Below are 20,240 nucleotides of genomic sequence, written 5' to 3'. Positions count from 1 at the left end.
GCATGTCTGCACGCCTGCTGTATGTGATGGACCCTATGTGCTCCTGGTGCTGGGGTTTTGCGCCGGTGGCCACGGCCCTGATCGCCCAGGCGCGTGAAGCCGGCGTGCCGACCCACCTGGTGCCAGGCGGCCTGCGCACCGGTGGCAGCGCCTTGGATGCGTCGACCCGCAAGTACATCCTCGAGCATTGGCAGGCGGTGGCCGACGCCACTGGCCAGCCGTTTCGTTTCGAGGGCGCCATGCCTGACGGTTTTGTCTACGACACCGAACCTGCCTGCCGCGCCCTGGTCACCGCCCGTGAGCTGGACGCCGAGCGCGTCTGGCCACTGCTGGCGTTGATCCAGCGCGCGTTCTACGAGGCCGGTGTCGACGTGACTACCGCGCCGCACCTGGTTGAGCTGGCCGAACAGGCGGGCTTCGACCGTGCGGTGTTTGCCGAGGCCTTTGCCCGCGCCGACACGCGTGTAGCCACCGCAGCCGATATTGCATGGGCGCAAGACTTGGGCATCGCCGGTTTCCCCACCCTGCTGGCCGAGCGCAACGGCCAGCTGGCGCTGCTGACCAACGGCTACCAGCCGCTGGAGCGCCTGCAACCCTTGCTCGGCCGCTGGCTGCAGCAGGCTGCCTGTGCTTGATGTGCCCGGGTCGCCCGACCCTGTGCCAGGGAAACCCCACAGTGCGGCCGATCGACTGAGCTGGGCGGAAATCCGCCGCCTGGCACTGCACCACAAGAAAAACCTTTGGTCTGCCAACCTGATTGCCGTGCTCGCGGCGTGCTGCAGCGTGCCGATCCCCTTGCTGCTGCCGCTGCTGGTGGATGAAGTGCTGCTGGGCCACGGCGACGCCGCGCTGAAGTGGATGAACCAGCTGCTGCCGGCCAACTGGCAGGTCGCGGCCGGCTATATCGGCCTGATGCTGGCGCTGACGTTGTGCCTGCGCCTGGCCGCCCTGGCCTTCAACGTGGTGCAGGCCAAGCTGTTTGCCGGGCTGGCCAAGGACATCGTCTACCGCCTGCGTATTCGGCTGATCGAACGGCTCAAGCGGATTTCCCTCAAGGAATACGAAAGCCTGGGCAGCGGCACGGTGACCACTCACCTGGTCACCGACCTGGACACCCTCGACAAATTCGTCGGCGAGACCCTCAGCCGCTTCCTGGTCGCCATGCTGACCCTGACCGGCACGGCGGCCATCCTGATCTGGATGCACTGGCAACTGGCGTTGCTGATTTTGCTGTTCAACCCGCTGGTGATCTACTTCACCGTGCAGTTGGGCAAACGCGTCAAACACCTGAAAAAGCTCGAAAATGACAGCACCGCGCGCTTTACCCAGGCGCTGTCGGAAACCCTCGACGCCATCCAGGAGATCCGCGCCGGCAACCGCCAGGGCTATTTCCTGGGGCGCCTGGGCGTGCGCGCCCGGGAGGTGCGTGACTACGCCGTGGACTCGCAATGGAAGAGCGATGCCAGCGGCCGCGCCAGTGGTTTGTTGTTCCAGTTCGGCATCGACATCTTTCGCGCCGCGGCGATGCTCACTGTGCTGTTTTCCGACCTGTCGATCGGCCAGATGCTGGCGGTGTTCAGCTACCTGTGGTTCATGATCGGCCCGGTGGAACAACTGCTTAACCTGCAGTACGCCTACTACGCTGCCGGTGGCGCCCTGAGCCGGCTCAACGAGCTGCTGGCGCGTGCCGACGAGCCGCAGTACCCCGCGGCCAGTGACCCGTTCGTGGGCCGCGAAACAGTGGGCATCGAGGTGCGCGACCTGCGCTTCGCCTATGCCGACGAGCCGGTGCTCGAGCACCTCGACCTGTCCATCGCCCCGGGCGAGAAAGTGGCTATCGTGGGGGCCAGCGGTGGCGGCAAGAGCACCTTGGTGCAGCTGCTGCTTGGCCTGTACAGCGCCCAGGCGGGGACCATCCGCTTTGGCGGTGCCAGCCTGCAGGAAATCGGCCTTGAAACCCTTCGTGAAAACGTCGCGGTGGTGCTGCAGCACCCTTCGTTGTTCAACGACAGCGTGCGCGCCAACCTGACCATGGGCCGCGAGTGCAGCGACGAAGCCTGCTGGCAGGCGCTGCGCATTGCCCAGCTGGACGCCACCATCGCCGCCTTGCCGCAAGGCCTGGACAGCGTGGTCGGGCGTTCCGGCGTGCGCCTGTCCGGGGGGCAGCGGCAACGGCTGGCGATTGCCCGCATGGTCTTGGCCGAACCCAAGGTGGTGATTCTCGATGAAGCCACGTCGGCGCTGGATGCCGCCACCGAGTACAACCTGCACCAGGCCCTGGCACGCTTCCTCAGCGGCCGCACCACGCTGATCATCGCCCACCGCCTGTCGGCCGTGAAACAAGCGGACCGGGTGTTGGTGTTCGATGGCGGGCATGTGGCCGAAGATGGCGACCATCAGCAGCTGATTGCCGAGGGTGGTTTGTACGCCAAGCTGTACGGGCATCTGCAGCAGACCTGAGCCTCTTGTTACGGGCGGTGCGAATCGCCCCATTCCTTGTCATAAAAAACCCCTCCACGCAGATGGCAAATGGCCTACGCTGTGCTTGTCTGGGTTGATTCGAGCCTTATCTGCTCTGTGACAGGGACTCCATGAAGGGACATCGCACTCTAGAAGCGCCGAAGCTGCTGGGTATCATCTGGCCCTTCATTGCCGTCGTGATCTTCCAGGCGGCATTGGCTGGTCTCAGCCTCTATACGCTATCGGCGGTACGCGCCTATGTCGCGGGCGAGAGCTTGTGGTCCAAGGCTCAGAAAGACGCCATCTACTACCTCAACCTGTACGCCGACAACCGCGACGAAAGCACTTACCAGCGCTATCGCCAGGCCATCACCGTGCCCCATGGCGATCACCAGTTGCGTGAAGTGCTCGACCAGCCCAATCCGGACTTGAACGCCGCGCGCGATGCCGTGTTGCAGGGGGGCAACCACCCCGACGACGTCGAACGCATCATCTGGTTCTATCGCAACTTCCGCAGCATCAGCTACATGCAGACGGCCATCGATTATTGGGACATCGGCGACCGCTACCTGGGCCAGTTGGATGTGCTGGCGGACGAGATGCGCACAGGCTTTGCCGGTGGCCAGGTCGATGCCGGCACGATCAGCGACTGGAAGGCCCGCATCGTCGCCATCAACGAAGGTGTGACGCCGGCCGCCAGGGCTTTCAGCGATGCCCTGGGCGAGGGTTCGCGCATGCTGCTGCAGGTGCTGCTGATCACCAACCTGCTGACTGCCTTGTTCCTCATTACCATTGCCTGGCGCCGCTCCAGCAAGTTGCTGGCCCAGCGCCAGGCGTTCGCCAGTGCCCTGCAGGCCGAAAAGGAGCGGGCGCAGATCACCCTGCAGGCGATTGGCGATGCGGTCATCACCACCGATGTCGATGGCTATATCGGCTACATGAACCCGGCGGCCGAGCAACTTACCCACTGGCAGGCCGGCCAAGCCCAAGGGCTGCCACTTTCGGCGCTGTTCAGCCTGGTGGACGAGCAGGCCGAAGAGGACGGCCGCAGCCTGGTCGAGCAGGTGCTCAGCGGCAGCCTGAAGGGCGGCGCCGAGCATGCCCGGCTGATCCAGCGCCTGGACGGCAGCACCGTGTCGATCAACCTGGTGGGCTCGCCCATCGTCAATGATGGGCAGGTCAGCGGCATCGTGCTGGTGCTGCACGACATGACCCAGGAGCGCCAATATATCGCCAACCTGTCCTGGCAGGCGACCCATGACGCCTTGACCGGCCTGGCCAATCGCCGCGAGTTCGAATACCGCCTGGAGCAAGCGCTCAACGGCCTGGCACGCCAGGCTGGGCGGCATTCACTGATGTTCCTTGACCTCGACCAGTTCAAGCTGGTCAACGACACCTGTGGCCACGCGGCGGGCGACGAGTTGCTGCGTCATATCTGCGCCGTGTTGCAGTCGGGGCTGCGCGAAGGGGACACGCTAGCCAGGCTGGGTGGCGATGAGTTTGGCGTGCTGCTGGAAAACTGCCCGCCGGACCAGGCCGAGCGTATTGCCGAGCAACTGCGCCAGATGGTCCAGAGCCTGCACTTTGTGTGGAAGGGGCGCCCGTTCGTCACCACCGTCAGCATTGGCCTGGTGAACATGGCGCAGGCCCCCGGTACCCTGGAGGCCTCGCTGCGCGCCGCCGACATGGCCTGCTACATGGCCAAGGAAAAGGGCCGCAACCGGGTGCAGGTGTACCACGCCGACGACAGCGAGCTGTCCATGCGCTTTGGCGAGATGGCCTGGATCCAGCGTTTGCATGTGGCCCTGGAAGAAAACCGTTTCTGCCTGTATGCCCAGGAAATCGCCGCGCTGAAGACCATCGAAGGCCCTGGCCATATCGAGATTCTGCTGCGCCTGCACGACGAGAGCGGCCGCACCATCTTGCCCAGCAGCTTCATCCCCGCCGCCGAGCGCTATGGCCTGATGACCGCCCTTGACCGCTGGGTGGTGCGCAATGTGTTCCAGGTGATTCGCCAATGCCTGGACGAAGGGCGCGAAGGGCCGTTGTCCATGTGCGCGATCAACCTGTCGGGGTCGAGCATCGGCGACGACAACTTCCTCGAGTACTTGCAGCGCTTGTTCGTCGAGTACGCCATCCCGCCACGCATGATCTGCTTCGAGATCACCGAAACCAGCGCCATTGCCAACCTCGGCAGTGCCATTCGTTTCATCAACGAACTGAAAGGGCTGGGGTGCAGGTTCTCGCTCGACGACTTCTGTGCCGGCATGTCGTCGTTCGCCTATTTGAAGCATTTGCCTGTGGATTTCCTCAAGATCGACGGCAGTTTCGTCAAGGACATGCTCGACGACCCGGTCAACCGGGCCATGGTCGAGGTCATCAACCACATCGGCCATGTCATGGGTAAGCGGACCATCGCCGAGTTTGTCGAAACCCCCTTGATCGAACAGGCCCTGCAGGAAATTGGCGTGGATTACGCCCAGGGCTACCTGATCGAACGGCCCCAGGTGTTCACCTGTGACAGCCTGCAGCGCCAACGGATCGCCGCACGGCCTTTGTTGCAGCGGGCACCTGGCACGTTTCGTTAGCTAGACAGCGGCTTTCGCTGACACAACACGTCCGAAAAATCACAAGGAACAAGGAGCTGAAAGTGATTGATGCATTCGTTCGTATCGGGCCATTGATGGACCCCGCCAGTTACCCTCAATGGGCCCAGCAACTGATTGAAGAGTGCCGCGAAAGCAAGCGCCGGGTGGTCGAGCATGAGTTTTACCAGCGCCTGCGTGATGGCCAACTGAAGCCTTCGACCATCCGCCAGTACCTGATCGGCGGCTGGCCAGTGGTCGAGCAGTTCTCCCTGTACATGGCCCATAACCTGACCAAGACCCGCTATGGCCGCCACCCCGGCGAAGACATGGCGCGGCGCTGGTTGATGCGCAACATCCGCGTCGAGCTCAACCATGCCGACTACTGGGTGCACTGGTGCCATGCCCATGGCGTTCACCTGCATGACCTGCAGGCGCAAGAGGTGCCACCCGAGTTGAATGGGCTCAATGACTGGTGCTGGCGGGTGTGTGCGACCGAAAACCTGGCGATTTCCATGGCGGCGACCAACTACGCCATCGAAGGCGCGACGGGGGAATGGTCTGCGGTGGTGTGCGCCAATGACACCTACGCCCAAGGCTTCCCGGAGGAGCAGCGCAAGCGCGCCATGAAGTGGCTGAAGATGCATGCGCAGTACGACGATGCGCACCCGTGGGAGGCGCTGGAAATCATCTGTACCTTGGCGGGGGAGAACCCGACGCTGGGGTTGCGTACCGAATTGCGCCGGGCGATCTGCAAGAGTTACGACTGCATGTACCTGTTCCTGGAGCGCTGCATGCAGTTGGAAGGGCGTCAGCAGGGGCGGGTGCGGCCGGCGTTGGCGGCGGGTTGATGGCCCCCTGTACTGGCCCTATCGCCGGCAAGCCGGCTCCCACAGAATTTCACCAAGCCAGAAGGCAATGAAACCCCTGTCGGAGCCGGCTTGCCGGCGATAGGGCCAGTACAGGCCACCCAAAATCACTGGGCGTTGAACGCCTGCCCATTCACCCCAGTGCTGTCTGGCCCCATCAGGTACAGGTACACCGGCATGATCTCTTCAGGCAGCGGGTTGTTCTGCGGGTTCTCGCTCGGGTAAGCCTGGGCCCGCATCGCCGTGCGTGTGGCGCCCGGGTTGATGCTGTTGGAGCGCACCGGCGCAACCCCTTCCAGTTCGTCGGCCAAGGTCTGCATCAGGCCTTCGGTGGCGAACTTCGACACCCCGTAGGCGCCCCAGTAGGCCCGGCCTTTGCGCCCGACGCTGCTGGAGGTGAACACCACCGAGGCGTCCTCCGACAGCTTGAGCAGCGGCAGCAGGGTGCTGGTGAGCATGAAGGTGGCATCGACGTTGATGTGCATCACGCGCATGAAGTTGTCACCCGACAACTGCTCCAGTGGCGTGCGCGGGCCGATGATCGAGGCGTTGTTGAGCAGGCCATCCAGGCGCCCGAACTGGTCTTCGATCATGACTGCCAGCTCGTCATACTGGTGGGGCAGGGCGGTTTCCAGGTTGAACGGGATCACCACCGGTTGCGGGTGCCCAGCGGCCTCGATCTGGTCGTAGACCTCGTTGAGGTTGGCCTCGGTCTTCCCCAGCAGCAGCACGGTGGCACCGAGCGCGGCATAGGCCTTGGCAGCGGCGGCACCGATGCCGCGGCCGGCTCCGGTGACCAGGATGACCCGGCCTTGCAGCAGGTCGGGGCGGGCGGTGTAGTCGAACATTGTGTGGTCCTTCGAGTTCGTTGGCGCGGCACCTTACCCTGTGGGAGCGGGTTTACCCGCGAATGCGTCAGGTCAGGCAATCAAGCTGCCTGGTCCGGCCCTTTCGCGGGTAAACCCGCTCCCACAGGGACAAGGTAGGGGCTTGGAGTGAGGCTCAGCAGCCGCACAGCGCGCTGTCGATCACCTTGCGCAGTTCCAGCGGGTGGTCCACCACCACGTCGGCACCCCAGTTGTTCGGGTTGTCCTCTGGATGAATATAGCCGTAGCGCACCGCCGCCGTGCGGGTGCCGGCATCGCGGCCAGACTCGATGTCGCGCAGGTCGTCGCCGACGAACAGCACGCTGGCCGGGTCCAGGTTCAAGGTTTTGCAGGCCAGGATCAGCGGCTCGGGGTCGGGCTTGCTGTTTTTCACGTGGTCCGGGCAGATCAGCAGCGCCGAGCGCTCGGCCAGGCCCAGGCGCTGCATGATCGGCTCGGCAAAACGTACCGGCTTGTTGGTGACCACGCCCCACAGCAGGTTGCCTTTCTCGATGTCGGCCAGCAGCTCTGCCATACCGTCGAACAGCTTGCTGTGCACCGCGCAGTCGCGCTGGTAGCGCTCGAGAAACTCCAGGCGCAGGGCCTCGAAGCCTTCGGCCTCCGGGTCCATGGCGAAGGTGGTGGCGACCATGGCACGGGCACCGCCGGAAATCACCCCGCGAATCAGGTTGTCGTCCACGGCCGGCAAGCCGCGCTCGGCGAGCATGGCCTGGCAGATAGCGATGAAGTCCGGCGCCGTGTCGAGCAGGGTGCCGTCCATGTCGAAGAGTACTGCTCGCAAACGCATGCTCATTCCTCGCGCAGGGTCTGGATCATGTAGTTGACGTCCACGTCGTTGCAAAGCTTGTAGTGCTTGGTCAGCGGGTTGTAGGTCAGGCCGATGATGTCCTTGACTTCAAGGCCGGCAACACGGCTCCAGGCGCCCAGTTCGGACGGGCGGATGAACTTCTTGAAGTCGTGGGTGCCGCGCGGCAGCATCTTCAGGATGTACTCGGCGCCGACAATGGCCAGCAGGTAGGCCTTGGGGTTGCGGTTGATGGTGGAGAAAAACACCTGGCCGCCAGGCTTGACCATGCGGTAGCAAGCGCGAATCACCGACGACGGGTCGGGGACGTGCTCGAGCATTTCCAGGCAGGTGACCACGTCGAACTGCCCAGGCATCTCTTCGGCCAGTGCTTCGGCGGTGATCTGACGGTATTCAACTTCGACGCCGGACTCCAGTTGGTGCAACTGGGCCACTGCCAGCGGCGCCTCGCCCATGTCGATGCCGGTTACCGAGGCGCCACGCAGGGCCATGGATTCGCTGAGAATGCCGCCGCCGCAGCCCACGTCCAGCACTTTCTTGCCAGCCAGGCCGACCCGCTCGTCGATCCAGTTGACGCGCAACGGGTTGATTTCATGCAGCGGCTTGAACTCGCTTTCACGGTCCCACCAGCGGTGGGCCAAGGCTTCGAACTTGGCAATTTCGGCGTGGTCGACGTTGCTCATTTAAGAGTCCTCTGAAACTTCGCTAAATTGGGCCGGAGTATACCCGAGCGCTCAAGGCCGAGGGTCGCTATAATCGCCGGCTTTTGATATCCGAACGACGGGGAGAGGCGATGCGCGAGCGACTTTTGGCGGCGGAGAAGGTGACCGCGATCCGCTGGCAAGGCGGCGTTCTGCATCTGCTCGACCAGCGCCTGCTGCCCGCGCAGGAGGTCTGGCTGGCCTGCGACAATGTCGCGCAGGTGGTGGACGCGATCCGTGACATGGCTGTGCGCGGTGCGTCGGCCATCGGCATTGCCGCGGCCTACGGCCTGGTCCTCGCCCTGGAAGAGCGCCTGGCCGAGGGCGGCGACTGGGAGCAGGACCTGGAAGAAGACTTCCTCAGCCTGGCCGAGGCGCGCCCCACCGCCGCTAACCTGTTCTGGGCGCTGAACCGCATGCGCGAGCGCCTGCAGCGCTTGCGCCCGGAGGAAGACGTGCTGGCGGCGCTGCAAGCTGAGGCGGTAGCGATTCATGAAAGCGACCGTGAAGCCAACCTGACCATGGCCCAGTACGGCATCGAACTGATTCGCCGCCATCAGGGCAACGCCCAGACCCTGCTCACCTACGGCAATGCCGGCGCCCTGGCCAGTGGCGGTTTTGGCACCGCGCTGGGGGTGATCCGCGCGGGTTACCTGGAGGGCATGGTCGAGCGGGTGTATGCCGGCGAAACCCGCCCCTGGCTGCAAGGCTCGCGCCTGACCGCCTGGGAGTTGGCCAACGAGGGCATTCCGGTGACGTTGTGCGCCGATTCGGCCCTGGCCCACCTGATGAAGAGCAAGGGCATCACCTGGGTTGTGGTCGGTGCCGACTGCATCGCGGCCAATGGCGATGTGGCCAGCAAGATCGGCACCTACCAGCTCGCGGTCAGTGCCATGCACCACGGCGTGCGCTTCATGGTCGTGGCGCCGAGCACCAGCATCGACCTGAACCTGGCCACCGGCGAGGACATCCCCCTTGAAGAGCGCGATGCAGACGAGCTGCTGGATTACGCCGGCACCCGCGTGGCGCCGCAGGTGGAGGTGTTCAACCCAGTGTTCGACGTGACCCCGGCCGACCTGATCGACGTGATCGTGACCGAGAAGGGCATCGTTGAACGCCCGGATACCGCCAAGCTGGCTCAGTTGATGTGCCGCAAGCGTTTGCACTAGTTGGCGTGTGGCGGAAGAGTTTTAGCGCTCAGGAGACCGAGCGCCGCCCGCGCGGCGCATCGCGAGCAACGCTCGCTCCTACGTTTGTTTTCGGCCAATAACGCCTGTAGCAGGCGCGCGCGACCGCCTTGTATGTTCGGCGCGATATCGAGCCATACGCTAAGGCAATCGCGCGCGTTTACCCCAGAAATAATTGGCCCGAAACAAACGTAGGAGCGAGCGTTGCTCGCGATGCGCCGCGCGGGCGGCGCTCGATCTCATCGGCGACACAAAACCCACGGCGAACGCCTGTGCCACATCTCCCCACCCGCACTGCCTTTGTGATAACATCCGGCAGTTTCCAAGACCGCCCATCACGGCGGCCAAATTTGCGCAGATCCATGGCACAACTCATTGATTTGTCGTAAGTCGTCGCAGCACTGCGCGTCGCGACGGCGAGCTTCGTTCGGCCCTTGATGGCGCTGCGAAGTTTCACCAGAAAAAGGAATCAGGCTTCTCATGGGCGAACTGGCCAAAGAAATCCTCCCGGTCAATATCGAAGACGAACTGAGACAGTCTTACCTCGACTACGCGATGAGCGTGATTGTCGGGCGAGCGCTGCCCGATGCGCGTGACGGCTTGAAGCCCGTGCATCGTCGCGTTCTCTTTGCGATGAGCGAACTGGGCAACGACTGGAACAAACCGTACAAGAAGTCCGCCCGTGTGGTCGGTGACGTGATCGGTAAGTACCACCCGCACGGCGACACTGCGGTCTACGACACCATCGTGCGTATGGCCCAGCCGTTCTCGCTGCGTTACCTGCTGGTCGACGGCCAGGGCAACTTCGGTTCGGTCGACGGCGACAACGCCGCGGCCATGCGATACACCGAAGTGCGCATGGCCAAGCTGGCGCACGAGCTGCTGGCCGACCTGCACAAAGAAACCGTCGACTGGGTGCCCAACTACGACGGCACCGAGCAGATCCCGGCAGTCATGCCGACCCGTATTCCCAACCTGCTGGTCAACGGTTCCAGCGGTATCGCCGTGGGCATGGCGACCAACATCCCGCCGCACAACCTCGGCGAGGTCATCGACGGCTGCCTGGCGCTGATCGACAACCCGGATGTCACTATCGATGAGCTGATGCAGTTCATCCCCGGCCCAGACTTCCCGACTGCCGGCATCATCAACGGCCGCCAGGGCATCATCGAGGCCTACCGCACCGGCCGTGGCCGCATTTACATGCGTGCCCGTTCCGAAGTCGAAGACATCGACAAGGTCGGTGGCCGCCAGCAGATCGTCGTCACCGAGCTGCCGTACCAGCTGAACAAGGCGCGTCTGATCGAGAAGATCGCCGAGCTGGTCAAAGAGAAGAAGATCGAAGGCATTACCGAGCTGCGTGACGAGTCCGACAAGGACGGCATGCGCATCGTCATCGAGCTGCGTCGCGGCGAGGTGCCGGAGGTGGTGCTCAACAACCTCTACCAGCAGACCCAGCTGCAGAGCGTGTTCGGCATCAACGTCGTGGCCCTGATCGACGGCCGCCCGCGTCTGCTCAACCTCAAGGACCTGCTCGAAGCGTTCGTCCGCCACCGCCGTGAAGTGGTGACGCGCCGTACCGTGTTCGAGCTGCGCAAGGCCCGTGAGCGTGGCCACATCCTTGAAGGCCAGGCGGTCGCGCTGTCCAACATCGACCCGGTCATCGCCCTGATCAAGGCCTCGCCGACGCCGTCGGAAGCCAAGGAAGCGTTGATTTCCACTGCCTGGGAATCCAGCGCCGTGCAGGTCATGGTCGAGCGCGCCGGCGCCGATTCCTGCCGCCCTGAAGACCTCCCGGAACAGTTCGGCCTGCGTGAGGGCAAGTACTACCTGTCGCCGGAACAGGCCCAGGCGATTCTTGACCTGCGTCTGCACCGCCTGACCGGCCTGGAGCACGAGAAGCTGCTGGCCGAGTACCAGGAAATCCTCGAGCAGATCGGCGAACTGATCCGCATCCTCAGCAGCGCCGAGCGCCTGATGGAAGTGATCCGCGAAGAGCTCGAAGCCATCCGCGCCGAATACGGCGATGCGCGCCGCACCGAGATCCTCAACGCCAGCCACGACCTCAACTACGGCGACATGATCCCGGAAGAAGAGCGCGTGGTGACCATCTCCCACGGTGGCTATGCCAAGACCCAGCCACTGTCCGCCTACCAGGCCCAGCGCCGTGGCGGCAAGGGCAAGTCGGCGACCGGCGTGAAGGACGAGGACTACATCGAGCACCTGTTGGTCGCCAACAGCCACGCCACCCTGTTGCTGTTCTCCAGCAAGGGCAAGGTGTATTGGAAGAAGACCTACGAAATCCCCGAAGCGTCCCGCGCTGCCCGTGGCCGTCCGCTGGTCAACCTGCTGCCGCTGGAAGAGGGTGAGCGCATCACTGCGATGCTGCAGATCGACCTCGAGGCGCTGCAGCAAAGCGCCGACCTGGACGAAGAGCTGGACGAGGCCGATGACACCGTGCTCGAAGGTGAGCTGGTAGAGGCCGAGGAAGTCGACGAAGAAGACGGCGACACCCCGGAATGGTCTGCTGAGCCGACCGGTGCCTATATCTTCATGGCCACCGCTTCCGGTACCGTCAAGAAGACCCCGCTGGCCCAGTTTGCCCGCCCACGCACCAGCGGCCTGATCGCCCTGAAGCTGAAAGAAGGCGACACCTTGATTGCCGCGGCCATCACCGACGGTGCCAAGGAAGTCATGATGTTCTCCGACGCCGGCAAGGTGATCCGCTTCGCTGAGAGCGTGGTGCGCGAAATGGGCCGTACCGCCCGTGGTGTGCGCGGCATGAAGCTGGGCAGAGGGCAGCAGATCATTTCGATGCTGATCCCTGAGTCCGGTGCGCAGATCCTCACCGCGTCCGAGCGTGGCTACGGCAAGCGTACGCCGCTGTCCAAGTTCCCGCGTCGCGGCCGTGGTGGCCAGGGCGTGATCGCCATGGGTACCAAGGGGCGCAACGGTCTGTTGATCGGCGCTATCCAGGTTCAGGAAGGCGAAGAGATCATGCTCATCTCCGACCAGGGCACCTTGGTGCGCACACGGGTTGGCGAAGTGTCCAGCCTGAGCCGTAACACCCAGGGTGTGACGCTGATCAAGCTGGCGGCTGACGAAACGCTGGTGGGTCTGGAGCGGATTCAGGAGCCTTCCGAAGAAGAGCTCGACGAACTGGTCGAGGCGGATGCGCAAGGTGAAGCGCCGGAGGCTGTCGATGACGACAGCGCGGGCGCCGAAGAGGCACCGCAAGAGTAAGCGAGCGCAACAACCCGAGCGGGGCGACCAAGGTCGCCCCGTTTGACTGATTAGAGGCAGTCAATGGGGCCGCTATGCGGCCCATCGCCGGCAAGCCGGCTCCCACAAGTGAAGCGCATGTCGTGAGCGTTTCGACATGCCTGTGGGAGCTGGCTTGCCGGCGATGGGCTGCACAGCAGCCCCATTACAGCCAGCCTGTCCCCGTTGGGGGTGCGGGCCTGCAAGTTACGATTTGTTCTATTTTGGCAGAGCGAGAGTGGATGTGAGCAAACGAGCCTTTAACTTCTGCGCAGGCCCTGCTGCGCTTCCTGACGCTGTCCTGCAGCGCGCCCAGGCCGAAATGCTGGACTGGCGCGGCAAGGGCTTGTCGGTGATGGAAATGAGCCATCGCAGCGACGATTACGTGGCCATCGCCGAGAAGGCCGAGCAGGACCTGCGTGACTTGCTGTCCGTCCCCTCCAACTACAAGGTCCTGTTCCTGCAGGGCGGTGCCAGCCAGCAGTTCGCCGAGATCCCGCTGAACTTGCTGCCGGAAAACGGTACCGCCGACTACGTCGAAACCGGTATCTGGTCGAAGAAGGCCATCGAGGAAGGGCGCCGTTTCGGCAACATCAATGTCGCCGCCAGCGCCAAGCCTTACGACTACCTCGCCATCCCAGGCCAGAACGACTGGAACCTGACCAAGAACGCTGCCTATGTCCACTATGCGTCCAACGAGACCATCGGTGGCCTGCAGTTCGACTGGGTGCCAGAGACCGGTGACGTTCCGCTGGTGGTCGACATGTCGTCCGATATCCTCTCTCGCCCGATCGACGTCTCGCAATACGGCCTGATCTACGCCGGCGCGCAGAAAAACATCGGCCCGAGCGGCCTGGTGGTGGTGATCGTGCGCGAAGACCTGCTGGGCCACGCCCGCAGCAGCTGCCCGACCATGCTCGACTACAAGGTGTCGGCCGACAACGGCTCGATGTACAACACCCCGGCCACCTATTCCTGGTACCTCTCGGGCCTGGTGTTCGAGTGGCTCAAGGAGCAGGGTGGCGTCGAGGCCATGGAGCAGCGCAACCGCGCCAAGAAAGACCGCCTGTACAGCTTCATCGACGCCAGCGACTTCTACACCAACCCGATCAGCGTCAACGCCCGTTCGTGGATGAACGTGCCGTTCCGCCTGGCCGACGAGCGCCTGGACAAGGCCTTCCTGGCCGGCGCCGACGCCCGTGGCTTGCTCAACCTCAAGGGCCATCGTTCGGTCGGCGGCATGCGTGCCTCGATCTACAACGCCCTGGGCCTGGAAGCGGTGGAAGCCTTGGTTGGCTACATGGCTGAATTCGAGAAGGAGCACGGCTGATGTCCGAACACGAGCTCAAGGCGCTGCGCGTGCGCATCGACAGCCTCGACGAGAAGATCCTCGAGCTGATCAGCGAGCGCGCCCGTTGCGCCCAGGAAGTGGCGCGGGTCAAGACCGCCTCGCTCGCCGAAGGTGAAAAGCCGGTGTTCTACCGCCCCGAGCGTGAGGCGGCGGTACTGAAGCGGGTCATGGAGCGCAACAAGGGGCCGCTGGGCAACGAAGAGATGGCGCGGCTGTTCCGCGAAATCATGTCGTCTTGCCTGGCCCTGGAAGAGCCGCTGAAAATCGCCTACCTGGGCCCTGAAGGTACCTTCACCCAGGCAGCGGCGATGAAGCACTTCGGCCATGCCGTGATCAGCCGCCCGATGGCGGCCATCGACGAAGTGTTCCGCGAAGTGGCGGCCGGTGCCGTCAACTTCGGCGTGGTGCCGGTGGAAAACTCCACCGAGGGCGCGGTCAGCCACACCCTGGACAGCTTCCTTGAGCACGACATGGTGATCTGCGGTGAAGTCGAGCTGCGCATCCACCACCACCTGCTGGTGGGTGAGAGCACCAAGACCGACAGCATCACCCGCATCTACTCCCACGCCCAGTCGCTGGCCCAGTGCCGCAAGTGGCTGGATGCGCACTACCCGAACGTAGAGCGCGTGGCGGTTTCGAGCAACGCCGAAGCGGCCAAGCGGGTCAAGGGTGAGTGGAATTCGGCAGCGATCGCCGGTGATATGGCGGCGAACCTGTATGGCCTGACCCGTCTGGCCGAGAAGATCGAAGACCGTCCGGACAACTCGACGCGCTTCCTGATGATCGGTAACCAGGAAGTACCGCCGACCGGCGACGACAAGACCTCGATCATCGTCTCGATGAGCAACAAGCCGGGGGCCTTGCACGAGCTGCTGGTGCCGTTCCACGAGAACGGTATCGACCTGACCCGCATCGAGACGCGCCCGTCGCGCAGCGGCAAGTGGACGTACGTGTTCTTCATCGACTTCGTCGGCCACCACCGCGACCCGTTGATCAAGGCAGTGCTGGAGGCGATCAGCCAAGAGGCTGTGGGGCTGAAGGTGCTGGGGTCTTATCCGAAGGCGGTGCTGTAAATGAGCTTGTCGGGGCCGCTTTGCGCCCCATCGCAGGCAAGCCAGCTCCTACAAGGATCGGCGCTGTACCTGTAGGAGCTGGCTTGCCTGCGATGGGCTGCACAGCAGCCCCGGCGGCCCACACTGTCTTGATTTCTGAACAGGGTTCGCACTCGTGGTAAATGCAGTAACAACCAAACCCGCACCGCTCATCGGTCGCCTTGTCGTCGTCGGCCTGGGCCTGATCGGCGGCTCCTTCGCCAAGGGCTTGCGCGAAAGCGGCCTGTGCCGCGAAGTGGTCGGCGTCGACCTGGATGCCCCCTCGCGCAAGCAGGCCGTGGCCCTGGGTGTGGTCGACCGCTGTGAAGAAGACCTCGCCGCCGCCTGTGTCGGTGCCGATGTCATCCAGCTGGCCGTGCCGATCCTGGCCATGGAAAAGCTGCTGGCACGTCTGGCACAGCTCGACCTGGGCGATGCCGTCATCACCGATGTCGGCAGCGCCAAGGGCAATGTGGTGCGCGCCGCCCGTGAAGTCCTGGGTGAGCGCCTGTCGCGCTTCGTCCCCGGCCACCCGATTGCCGGTTCCGAGCAGAGCGGGGTAGAGGCCTCCAACGCCGCCCTGTTCCGTCGCCACAAGGTCATCCTCACGCCGCTGCCGGACACCGACCCCGCCGCCCTGGCCACGGTAGACCGCCTGTGGCGCGCATTGGATGCCGATGTCGAGCACATGCCGGTCGAGCGCCATGACGAAGTCCTGGCCGCCACCAGCCACCTGCCGCACTTGCTGGCCTTCGGCCTGGTCGATTCGCTGGCCAAGCGCAATGAAAACCTCGAGATCTTCCGGTACGCTGCGGGAGGCTTCCGCGATTTCACGAGAATCGCCGGCAGCGACCCGACCATGTGGCACGACATCTTTCTCGCCAACCGCGAAGCCGTCCTGCGCACGCTTGATACATATCGCAGCGATCTCGACGCCTTGCGCGACGCGATCGATGCAGGGGACGGGCACCAGCTGCTGGGTGTATTCACCCGCGCACGCGTTGCCCGCGAGCATTTCAGTAAAATCCTGGCCCGCCGGGCCTATGTGGACGCTATGAACGCCAACGATCTGATTTTCCTGGCCCAACCGGGTGGCCGCCTGACCGGGCGAATCCGCGTACCGGGCGACAAGTCGATTTCTCACCGCTCGATCATGCTCGGCTCGCTGGCCGAAGGCACGACCGAGGTCGAAGGGTTCCTCGAAGGTGAGGATGCGCTGGCGACCTTGCAAGCCTTCCGTGACATGGGGGTGGTCATCGAAGGCCCGAACCAGGGTCGCGTAACCATCCATGGGGTGGGCCTGCACGGCCTCAAGCCGCCACCTGGGCCAATCTACGTGGGTAACTCCGGCACCTCGATGCGCTTGCTCTCTGGCCTGTTGGCCGGTCAGCCGTTCGACGTGACCATGACCGGTGATGCCTCGCTGTCCAAGCGCCCGATGAACCGCGTGGCCAACCCGCTGCGCGAAATGGGCGCAGTGGTCGAGACTGGCCCTGAAGGCCGTCCGCCACTGACCATCCGTGGTGGCAACAAGCTCAAGGCGCTGACCTATACGCTGCCGATGGCCAGTGCCCAGGTCAAATCGTGCCTGCTGCTGGCTGGTCTGTATGCCGAAGGCAAGACCACGGTCACCGAACCTGCACCGACCCGAGACCACACCGAGCGCATGCTGCGCGGCTTTGGTTATGCGGTTGAGTCCAATGGCCCGGTGGCTTCGCTGCAGTCTGGCGGCAAGCTGACGGCGACCCGCATCGAAGTGCCTGCCGATATTTCGTCGGCGGCGTTCTTCCTGGTCGCAGCCTCGATCGCTCAAGGCTCGGAGCTGGTGCTCGAGCATGTCGGCATCAACCCGACCCGTACCGGCGTGATCGACATTCTGCGCCTGATGGGCGGCGACATCACCCTGGAAAACCAGCGTGAAGTGGGTGGTGAGCCGGTGGCGGACCTGCGTGTGCGCGGTGCTCAGCTCAAGGGTATCGACATCCCCGAAAACCTGGTGCCGCTGGCCATCGACGAGTTCCCGGTACTGTTCGTTGCCGCGGCCTGTGCCGAAGGGCGCACCGTGCTGCGTGGCGCCGAAGAGCTGCGGGTCAAGGAATCCGACCGCATCCAGGTCATGGCCGATGGGCTGATCAGCCTGGGCGTGAAGTGCGAGCCGACCCCGGACGGCATCATCATCGACGGCGGCCCGATCGGCGGCGGCGAAGTGCACGGCCACGGTGACCACCGTATCGCCATGGCCTTCAGCGTTGCCTCGCTGCGTGCCACTGCGCCGATTCGCATCCATGACTGCGCCAACGTCGCCACCTCGTTCCCTAACTTCCTGGCACTGTGTGCCGAAGTCGGTATCCGCGTGGCTGAAGAGGGCAAGTCGTGAATTCGCAAGCAACAGTCATCACCATCGACGGGCCAAGCGGCTCGGGCAAGGGCACGGTCGCCGGTCTGCTGGCTCGCGAGCTGGGCTGGCGCCTGCTGGACTCCGGCGCGCTGTACCGTTTGCTGGCATTCAATGCCAACAATCACGGCGTCGACCTGACCAACGAAGAGCTGCTCAAGCAACTTGCCGCCCATCTGGATGTGCAGTTCATCGCGGCCGAGCCCGGTAAGCTGCAACAGATCATCCTTGAGGGTGAGGACGTCAGCAGTGTCATCCGCACCGAAACCGTTGGCGCAGGCGCCTCGATGGTGGCCTCGCTGCCTGCCGTGCGGGACGCGTTGCTGTTGCGTCAGCGTGCATTCCGCGAGGCTCCGGGCCTGATCGCCGATGGTCGCGACATGGGTACCGTGGTGTTCCCGGATGCGCCCTTGAAGATTTTCCTGACCGCCAGCGCCGAGGAACGGGCACGTCGTCGTTACCTGCAGTTGAAGGGCAAAGGCGAAGATGTTAGTCTGTCGAGTCTGCTGGATGAGATTCGTGCACGTGATGAGCGTGACACCCAACGTGCAGTGGCCCCGCTGAAACCAGCGGCCGATGCCATTCAGTTGGACTCTACCGAGTTGTCCATCGAGCAGGTGTTGCAACGTATCAGGAGTGAGATCGCGCTTCGCGACCTTCACTGATAGCCAGGAGAGCAGGCAGGTGCACCAGTCAACGTCCTGTCGGCTTTCCTTTAAATAACGAAACCCACATTGTCTGGAATGTGGCGATGGGCGTCTGTTTCGCCCGAATCTACAGGAATTAAAATGAGCGAAAGCTTTGCAGAACTCTTTGAAGAAAGCCTGAAAACCCTCAATCTTCAGCCGGGTGCGATCATCACCGGTATCGTTGTCGACATCGACGGCGACTGGGTTACCGTACACGCTGGCCTGAAGTCCGAGGGCGTCATCCCGCTCGAGCAGTTTTACAACGAAGCTGGCGAGCTGACCATCAAGGTCGGTGACGAAGTTCACGTTGCGCTGGACGCGGTCGAAGACGGCTTTGGCGAAACCAAACTGTCCCGTGAAAAAGCCAAGCGCGCCGAGTGCTGGATTGTTCTGGAAGCAGCTTTCGCCGCCGAAGAAGTGGTCAAGGGCGTTATCAACGGTAAGGTTAAGGGCGGCTTCACTGTCGACGTTAACGGCATCCGTGCGTTCCTGCCGGGCTCCCTGGTTGATGTCCGCCCAGTGCGCGACACCACCCACCTGGAAGGCAAAGAGCTGGAATTCAAGGTCATCAAGCTCGACCAGAAGCGCAACAACGTTGTCGTTTCCCGTCGCAGCGTGCTGGAAGCCGAGAACTCCGCCGAGCGCGAAGCCCTGCTGGAAACCCTGCAGGAAGGCCAGCAAGTCAAAGGTATCGTCAAGAACCTCACCGACTACGGCGCATTCGTGGACCTGGGCGGTATCGACGGCCTGCTGCACATCACCGACATGGCCTGGAAGCGCATCAAGCATCCTTCCGAAATCGTTAACGTTGGCGACGAAGTCGACGTTCGCGTTCTGAAGTTCGACCGTGAGCGCAACCGCGTTTCGCTGGGTCTGAAGCAGATGGGCGAAGATCCGTGGGTTGCTATCACTGCCCGCTACCCAGAAGGTACTCGCGTACAAGCTCGCGTTACCAACCTGACCGACTACGGCTGCTTCGCTGAGCTGGAAGAAGGCGTTGAAGGTCTGGTACACGTTTCCGAAATGGACTGGACCAACAAGAACATCCACCCGTCGAAAGTCGTTCAGGTTGGCGACGAAGTGGAAGTCATGGTTCTGGACATCGACGAAGAGCGTCGTCGTATCTCCCTGGGCATCAAGCAGTGCAAGTCCAACCCATGGGAAGACTTCTCCGGCCAGTTCAACAAGGGTGACAAGATCACCGGTACCATCAAGTCGATCACCGACTTCGGTATCTTCATTGGTCTGGACGGCGGCATCGACGGCCTGGTTCACCTGTCCGACATCTCCTGGAACGAAACCGGCGAAGAAGCCGTACGTCGTTTCAAGAAGGGCGACGAGCTGGAAACCGTCATCCTGTCGGTCGACCCAGAGCGCGAGCGCATCTCCCTGGGCATCAAGCAGCTGGAAGACGATCCGTTCTCCAACTTCGTTGCTGTCAATGACAAGGGCGCTATCGTCAAGGGCATCGTGAAAGAAGTTGACGCCAAAGGCGCCATCGTCACCCTGGCCGACGACATCGAAGCCACTCTGAAAGCTTCCGAAATCAGCCGTGACCGCGTTGAAGACGCGCGTAACGTTCTGAAGGAAGGCGAAGAGATCGAAGCTAAGATCATCAGCGTTGACCGTAAGTCCCGCGTTATCAGCCTGTCGATCAAATCGAAAGACGACGCTGAAGAGCGCGAAGCTATCCAGAGCCTGAAAAACGCTCCGGAAGCTGCTGCCGACACCACCATGGCTGCGCTGCTGCGCGAAGCAATGGCCAAACAGAACTAAGTTCTGTTGGATCGGTAAGAAAAAGGGCGACCCTCGGGTCGCCCTTTTTTTATGCCTGTTTGGCAGGGGGCTCTTTAGGGGCTGGCTTGCAGGCCTGGCGATCCTCGCGCTAGACCATTCTTGTACAACTTCAATCTTGAATTTTTTTATTAAGTCAAGAACCGCCCTGTTCAAATCCCTCCC

General features: G+C 63.0%; 14 protein-coding genes. 11 read left to right on the top strand and 3 right to left on the bottom strand.

What is annotated here, in order from left to right:
• Positions 1-2 precede the first annotated feature (2 nt).
• From QOS90_RS10385 to QOS90_RS10370, 4 genes are all read left to right on the top strand, one after another.
• On the top strand, positions 3-635 hold the full coding sequence (locus QOS90_RS10385) for a DsbA family protein (protein ID WP_027595940.1): 633 nt from the start codon (positions 3-5) through the stop codon (positions 633-635).
• On the top strand, positions 628-2,460 hold the full coding sequence (locus QOS90_RS10380) for an ABC transporter ATP-binding protein (protein ID WP_085272799.1): 1,833 nt from the start codon (positions 628-630) through the stop codon (positions 2,458-2,460). The genes QOS90_RS10385 and QOS90_RS10380 overlap by 8 nt, the downstream gene beginning before the upstream one ends.
• 131 nt (positions 2,461-2,591) lie before the next feature.
• Positions 2,592-5,048 carry an EAL domain-containing protein gene (locus QOS90_RS10375; protein WP_027595942.1) on the top strand — a complete coding sequence of 819 codons (2,457 nt, stop codon included), beginning with the start codon at positions 2,592-2,594 and terminating at the stop codon, positions 5,046-5,048.
• Positions 5,049-5,110: 62 nt separating this feature from the next.
• Positions 5,111-5,896: an iron-containing redox enzyme family protein gene (locus QOS90_RS10370; protein ID WP_027595943.1), complete on the top strand. Its 786-nt coding sequence runs from the start codon at positions 5,111-5,113 to the stop codon at positions 5,894-5,896.
• Positions 5,897-6,021: 125 nt separating this feature from the next.
• On the opposite strand, the gene QOS90_RS10365 is transcribed toward QOS90_RS10370, so the two are convergent.
• From QOS90_RS10365 to ubiG, 3 genes are all read right to left on the bottom strand, one after another.
• A complete protein-coding gene (locus QOS90_RS10365) occupies positions 6,022-6,762 on the bottom strand; it encodes a YciK family oxidoreductase (protein WP_027595944.1) in 741 nt (246 codons plus the stop codon).
• Between the two features lie 154 nt (positions 6,763-6,916).
• Positions 6,917-7,588, bottom strand: coding sequence for an N-acetylmuramic acid 6-phosphate phosphatase MupP (gene mupP / locus QOS90_RS10360; RefSeq protein WP_027595945.1), 672 nt, complete (start codon positions 7,586-7,588; stop codon positions 6,917-6,919).
• 2 nt (positions 7,589-7,590) lie between these two features.
• Entirely contained in the window at positions 7,591-8,289 is a 699-nt protein-coding gene (gene ubiG, locus QOS90_RS10355) for a bifunctional 2-polyprenyl-6-hydroxyphenol methylase/3-demethylubiquinol 3-O-methyltransferase UbiG (protein WP_027595946.1), read from the bottom strand.
• A 110-nt stretch (positions 8,290-8,399) separates the two neighbouring features.
• Here ubiG and mtnA point away from each other — a divergent pair, with 110 nt between their 5' ends.
• The 7 genes from mtnA (at position 8,400) to rpsA (ending at position 20,057) form a co-directional block, all read left to right on the top strand.
• On the top strand, positions 8,400-9,476 hold the full coding sequence (gene mtnA / locus QOS90_RS10350) for an S-methyl-5-thioribose-1-phosphate isomerase (protein ID WP_085272800.1): 1,077 nt from the start codon (positions 8,400-8,402) through the stop codon (positions 9,474-9,476).
• A 498-nt stretch (positions 9,477-9,974) separates the two neighbouring features.
• Positions 9,975-12,737 (top strand): DNA gyrase subunit A, encoded by a 2,763-nt coding sequence (gyrA, locus tag QOS90_RS10345; protein ID WP_085272801.1) that lies wholly within the window; start codon positions 9,975-9,977, stop codon positions 12,735-12,737.
• Between the two features lie 262 nt (positions 12,738-12,999).
• Positions 13,000-14,085, top strand: a complete 1,086-nt coding sequence (serC, locus tag QOS90_RS10340) for a 3-phosphoserine/phosphohydroxythreonine transaminase (protein ID WP_085272802.1) — start codon at positions 13,000-13,002, stop codon at positions 14,083-14,085.
• Positions 14,085-15,179 carry a prephenate dehydratase gene (gene pheA / locus QOS90_RS10335; RefSeq protein ID WP_027595950.1) on the top strand — a complete coding sequence of 365 codons (1,095 nt, stop codon included), beginning with the start codon at positions 14,085-14,087 and terminating at the stop codon, positions 15,177-15,179. Before serC ends, pheA begins: the two co-directional genes overlap by 1 nt.
• A gap of 154 nt (positions 15,180-15,333) precedes the next feature.
• Entirely contained in the window at positions 15,334-17,574 is a 2,241-nt protein-coding gene (locus tag QOS90_RS10330; protein WP_085272803.1) for a bifunctional prephenate dehydrogenase/3-phosphoshikimate 1-carboxyvinyltransferase, read from the top strand.
• Entirely contained in the window at positions 17,571-18,257 is a 687-nt protein-coding gene (gene cmk, locus QOS90_RS10325; RefSeq protein ID WP_027595952.1) for a (d)CMP kinase, read from the top strand. Before QOS90_RS10330 ends, cmk begins: the two co-directional genes overlap by 4 nt.
• A gap of 123 nt (positions 18,258-18,380) precedes the next feature.
• Positions 18,381-20,057, top strand: a complete 1,677-nt coding sequence (gene rpsA / locus QOS90_RS10320; RefSeq protein ID WP_003252673.1) for a 30S ribosomal protein S1 — start codon at positions 18,381-18,383, stop codon at positions 20,055-20,057.
• Positions 20,058-20,240: the final 183 nt, after the last annotated feature.

Origin of the sequence: Pseudomonas sp. LAIL14HWK12:I10, from assembly GCF_900184205.1 — a bacterium.
In the GTDB taxonomy this organism is placed as follows: domain Bacteria; phylum Pseudomonadota; class Gammaproteobacteria; order Pseudomonadales; family Pseudomonadaceae; genus Aquipseudomonas; species Aquipseudomonas kermanshahensis.
This window is presented reverse-complemented; position numbering and strand designations above follow the sequence as displayed.

Bases quoted from the DNA above. Each gene is read 5' to 3' on its own strand.
- mtnA (WP_085272800.1), top strand. From the start codon at position 8,400: ATGCGCGAGCGACTTTTGGCGGCGGAGAAGGTGACCGCGATCCGCTGG.
- gyrA (WP_085272801.1), top strand. From the start codon at position 9,975: ATGGGCGAACTGGCCAAAGAAATCCTCCCGGTCAATATCGAAGACGAA.
- QOS90_RS10375 (WP_027595942.1), top strand. From the start codon at position 2,592: ATGAAGGGACATCGCACTCTAGAAGCGCCGAAGCTGCTGGGTATCATC.
- QOS90_RS10385 (WP_027595940.1), top strand. From the start codon at position 3: ATGTCTGCACGCCTGCTGTATGTGATGGACCCTATGTGCTCCTGGTGC.
- QOS90_RS10365 (WP_027595944.1), bottom strand. From the start codon at position 6,762: ATGTTCGACTACACCGCCCGCCCCGACCTGCTGCAAGGCCGGGTCATC.
- pheA (WP_027595950.1), top strand. From the start codon at position 14,085: ATGTCCGAACACGAGCTCAAGGCGCTGCGCGTGCGCATCGACAGCCTC.
- ubiG (WP_027595946.1), bottom strand. From the start codon at position 8,289: ATGAGCAACGTCGACCACGCCGAAATTGCCAAGTTCGAAGCCTTGGCC.
- mupP (WP_027595945.1), bottom strand. From the start codon at position 7,588: ATGCGTTTGCGAGCAGTACTCTTCGACATGGACGGCACCCTGCTCGAC.
- rpsA (WP_003252673.1), top strand. From the start codon at position 18,381: ATGAGCGAAAGCTTTGCAGAACTCTTTGAAGAAAGCCTGAAAACCCTC.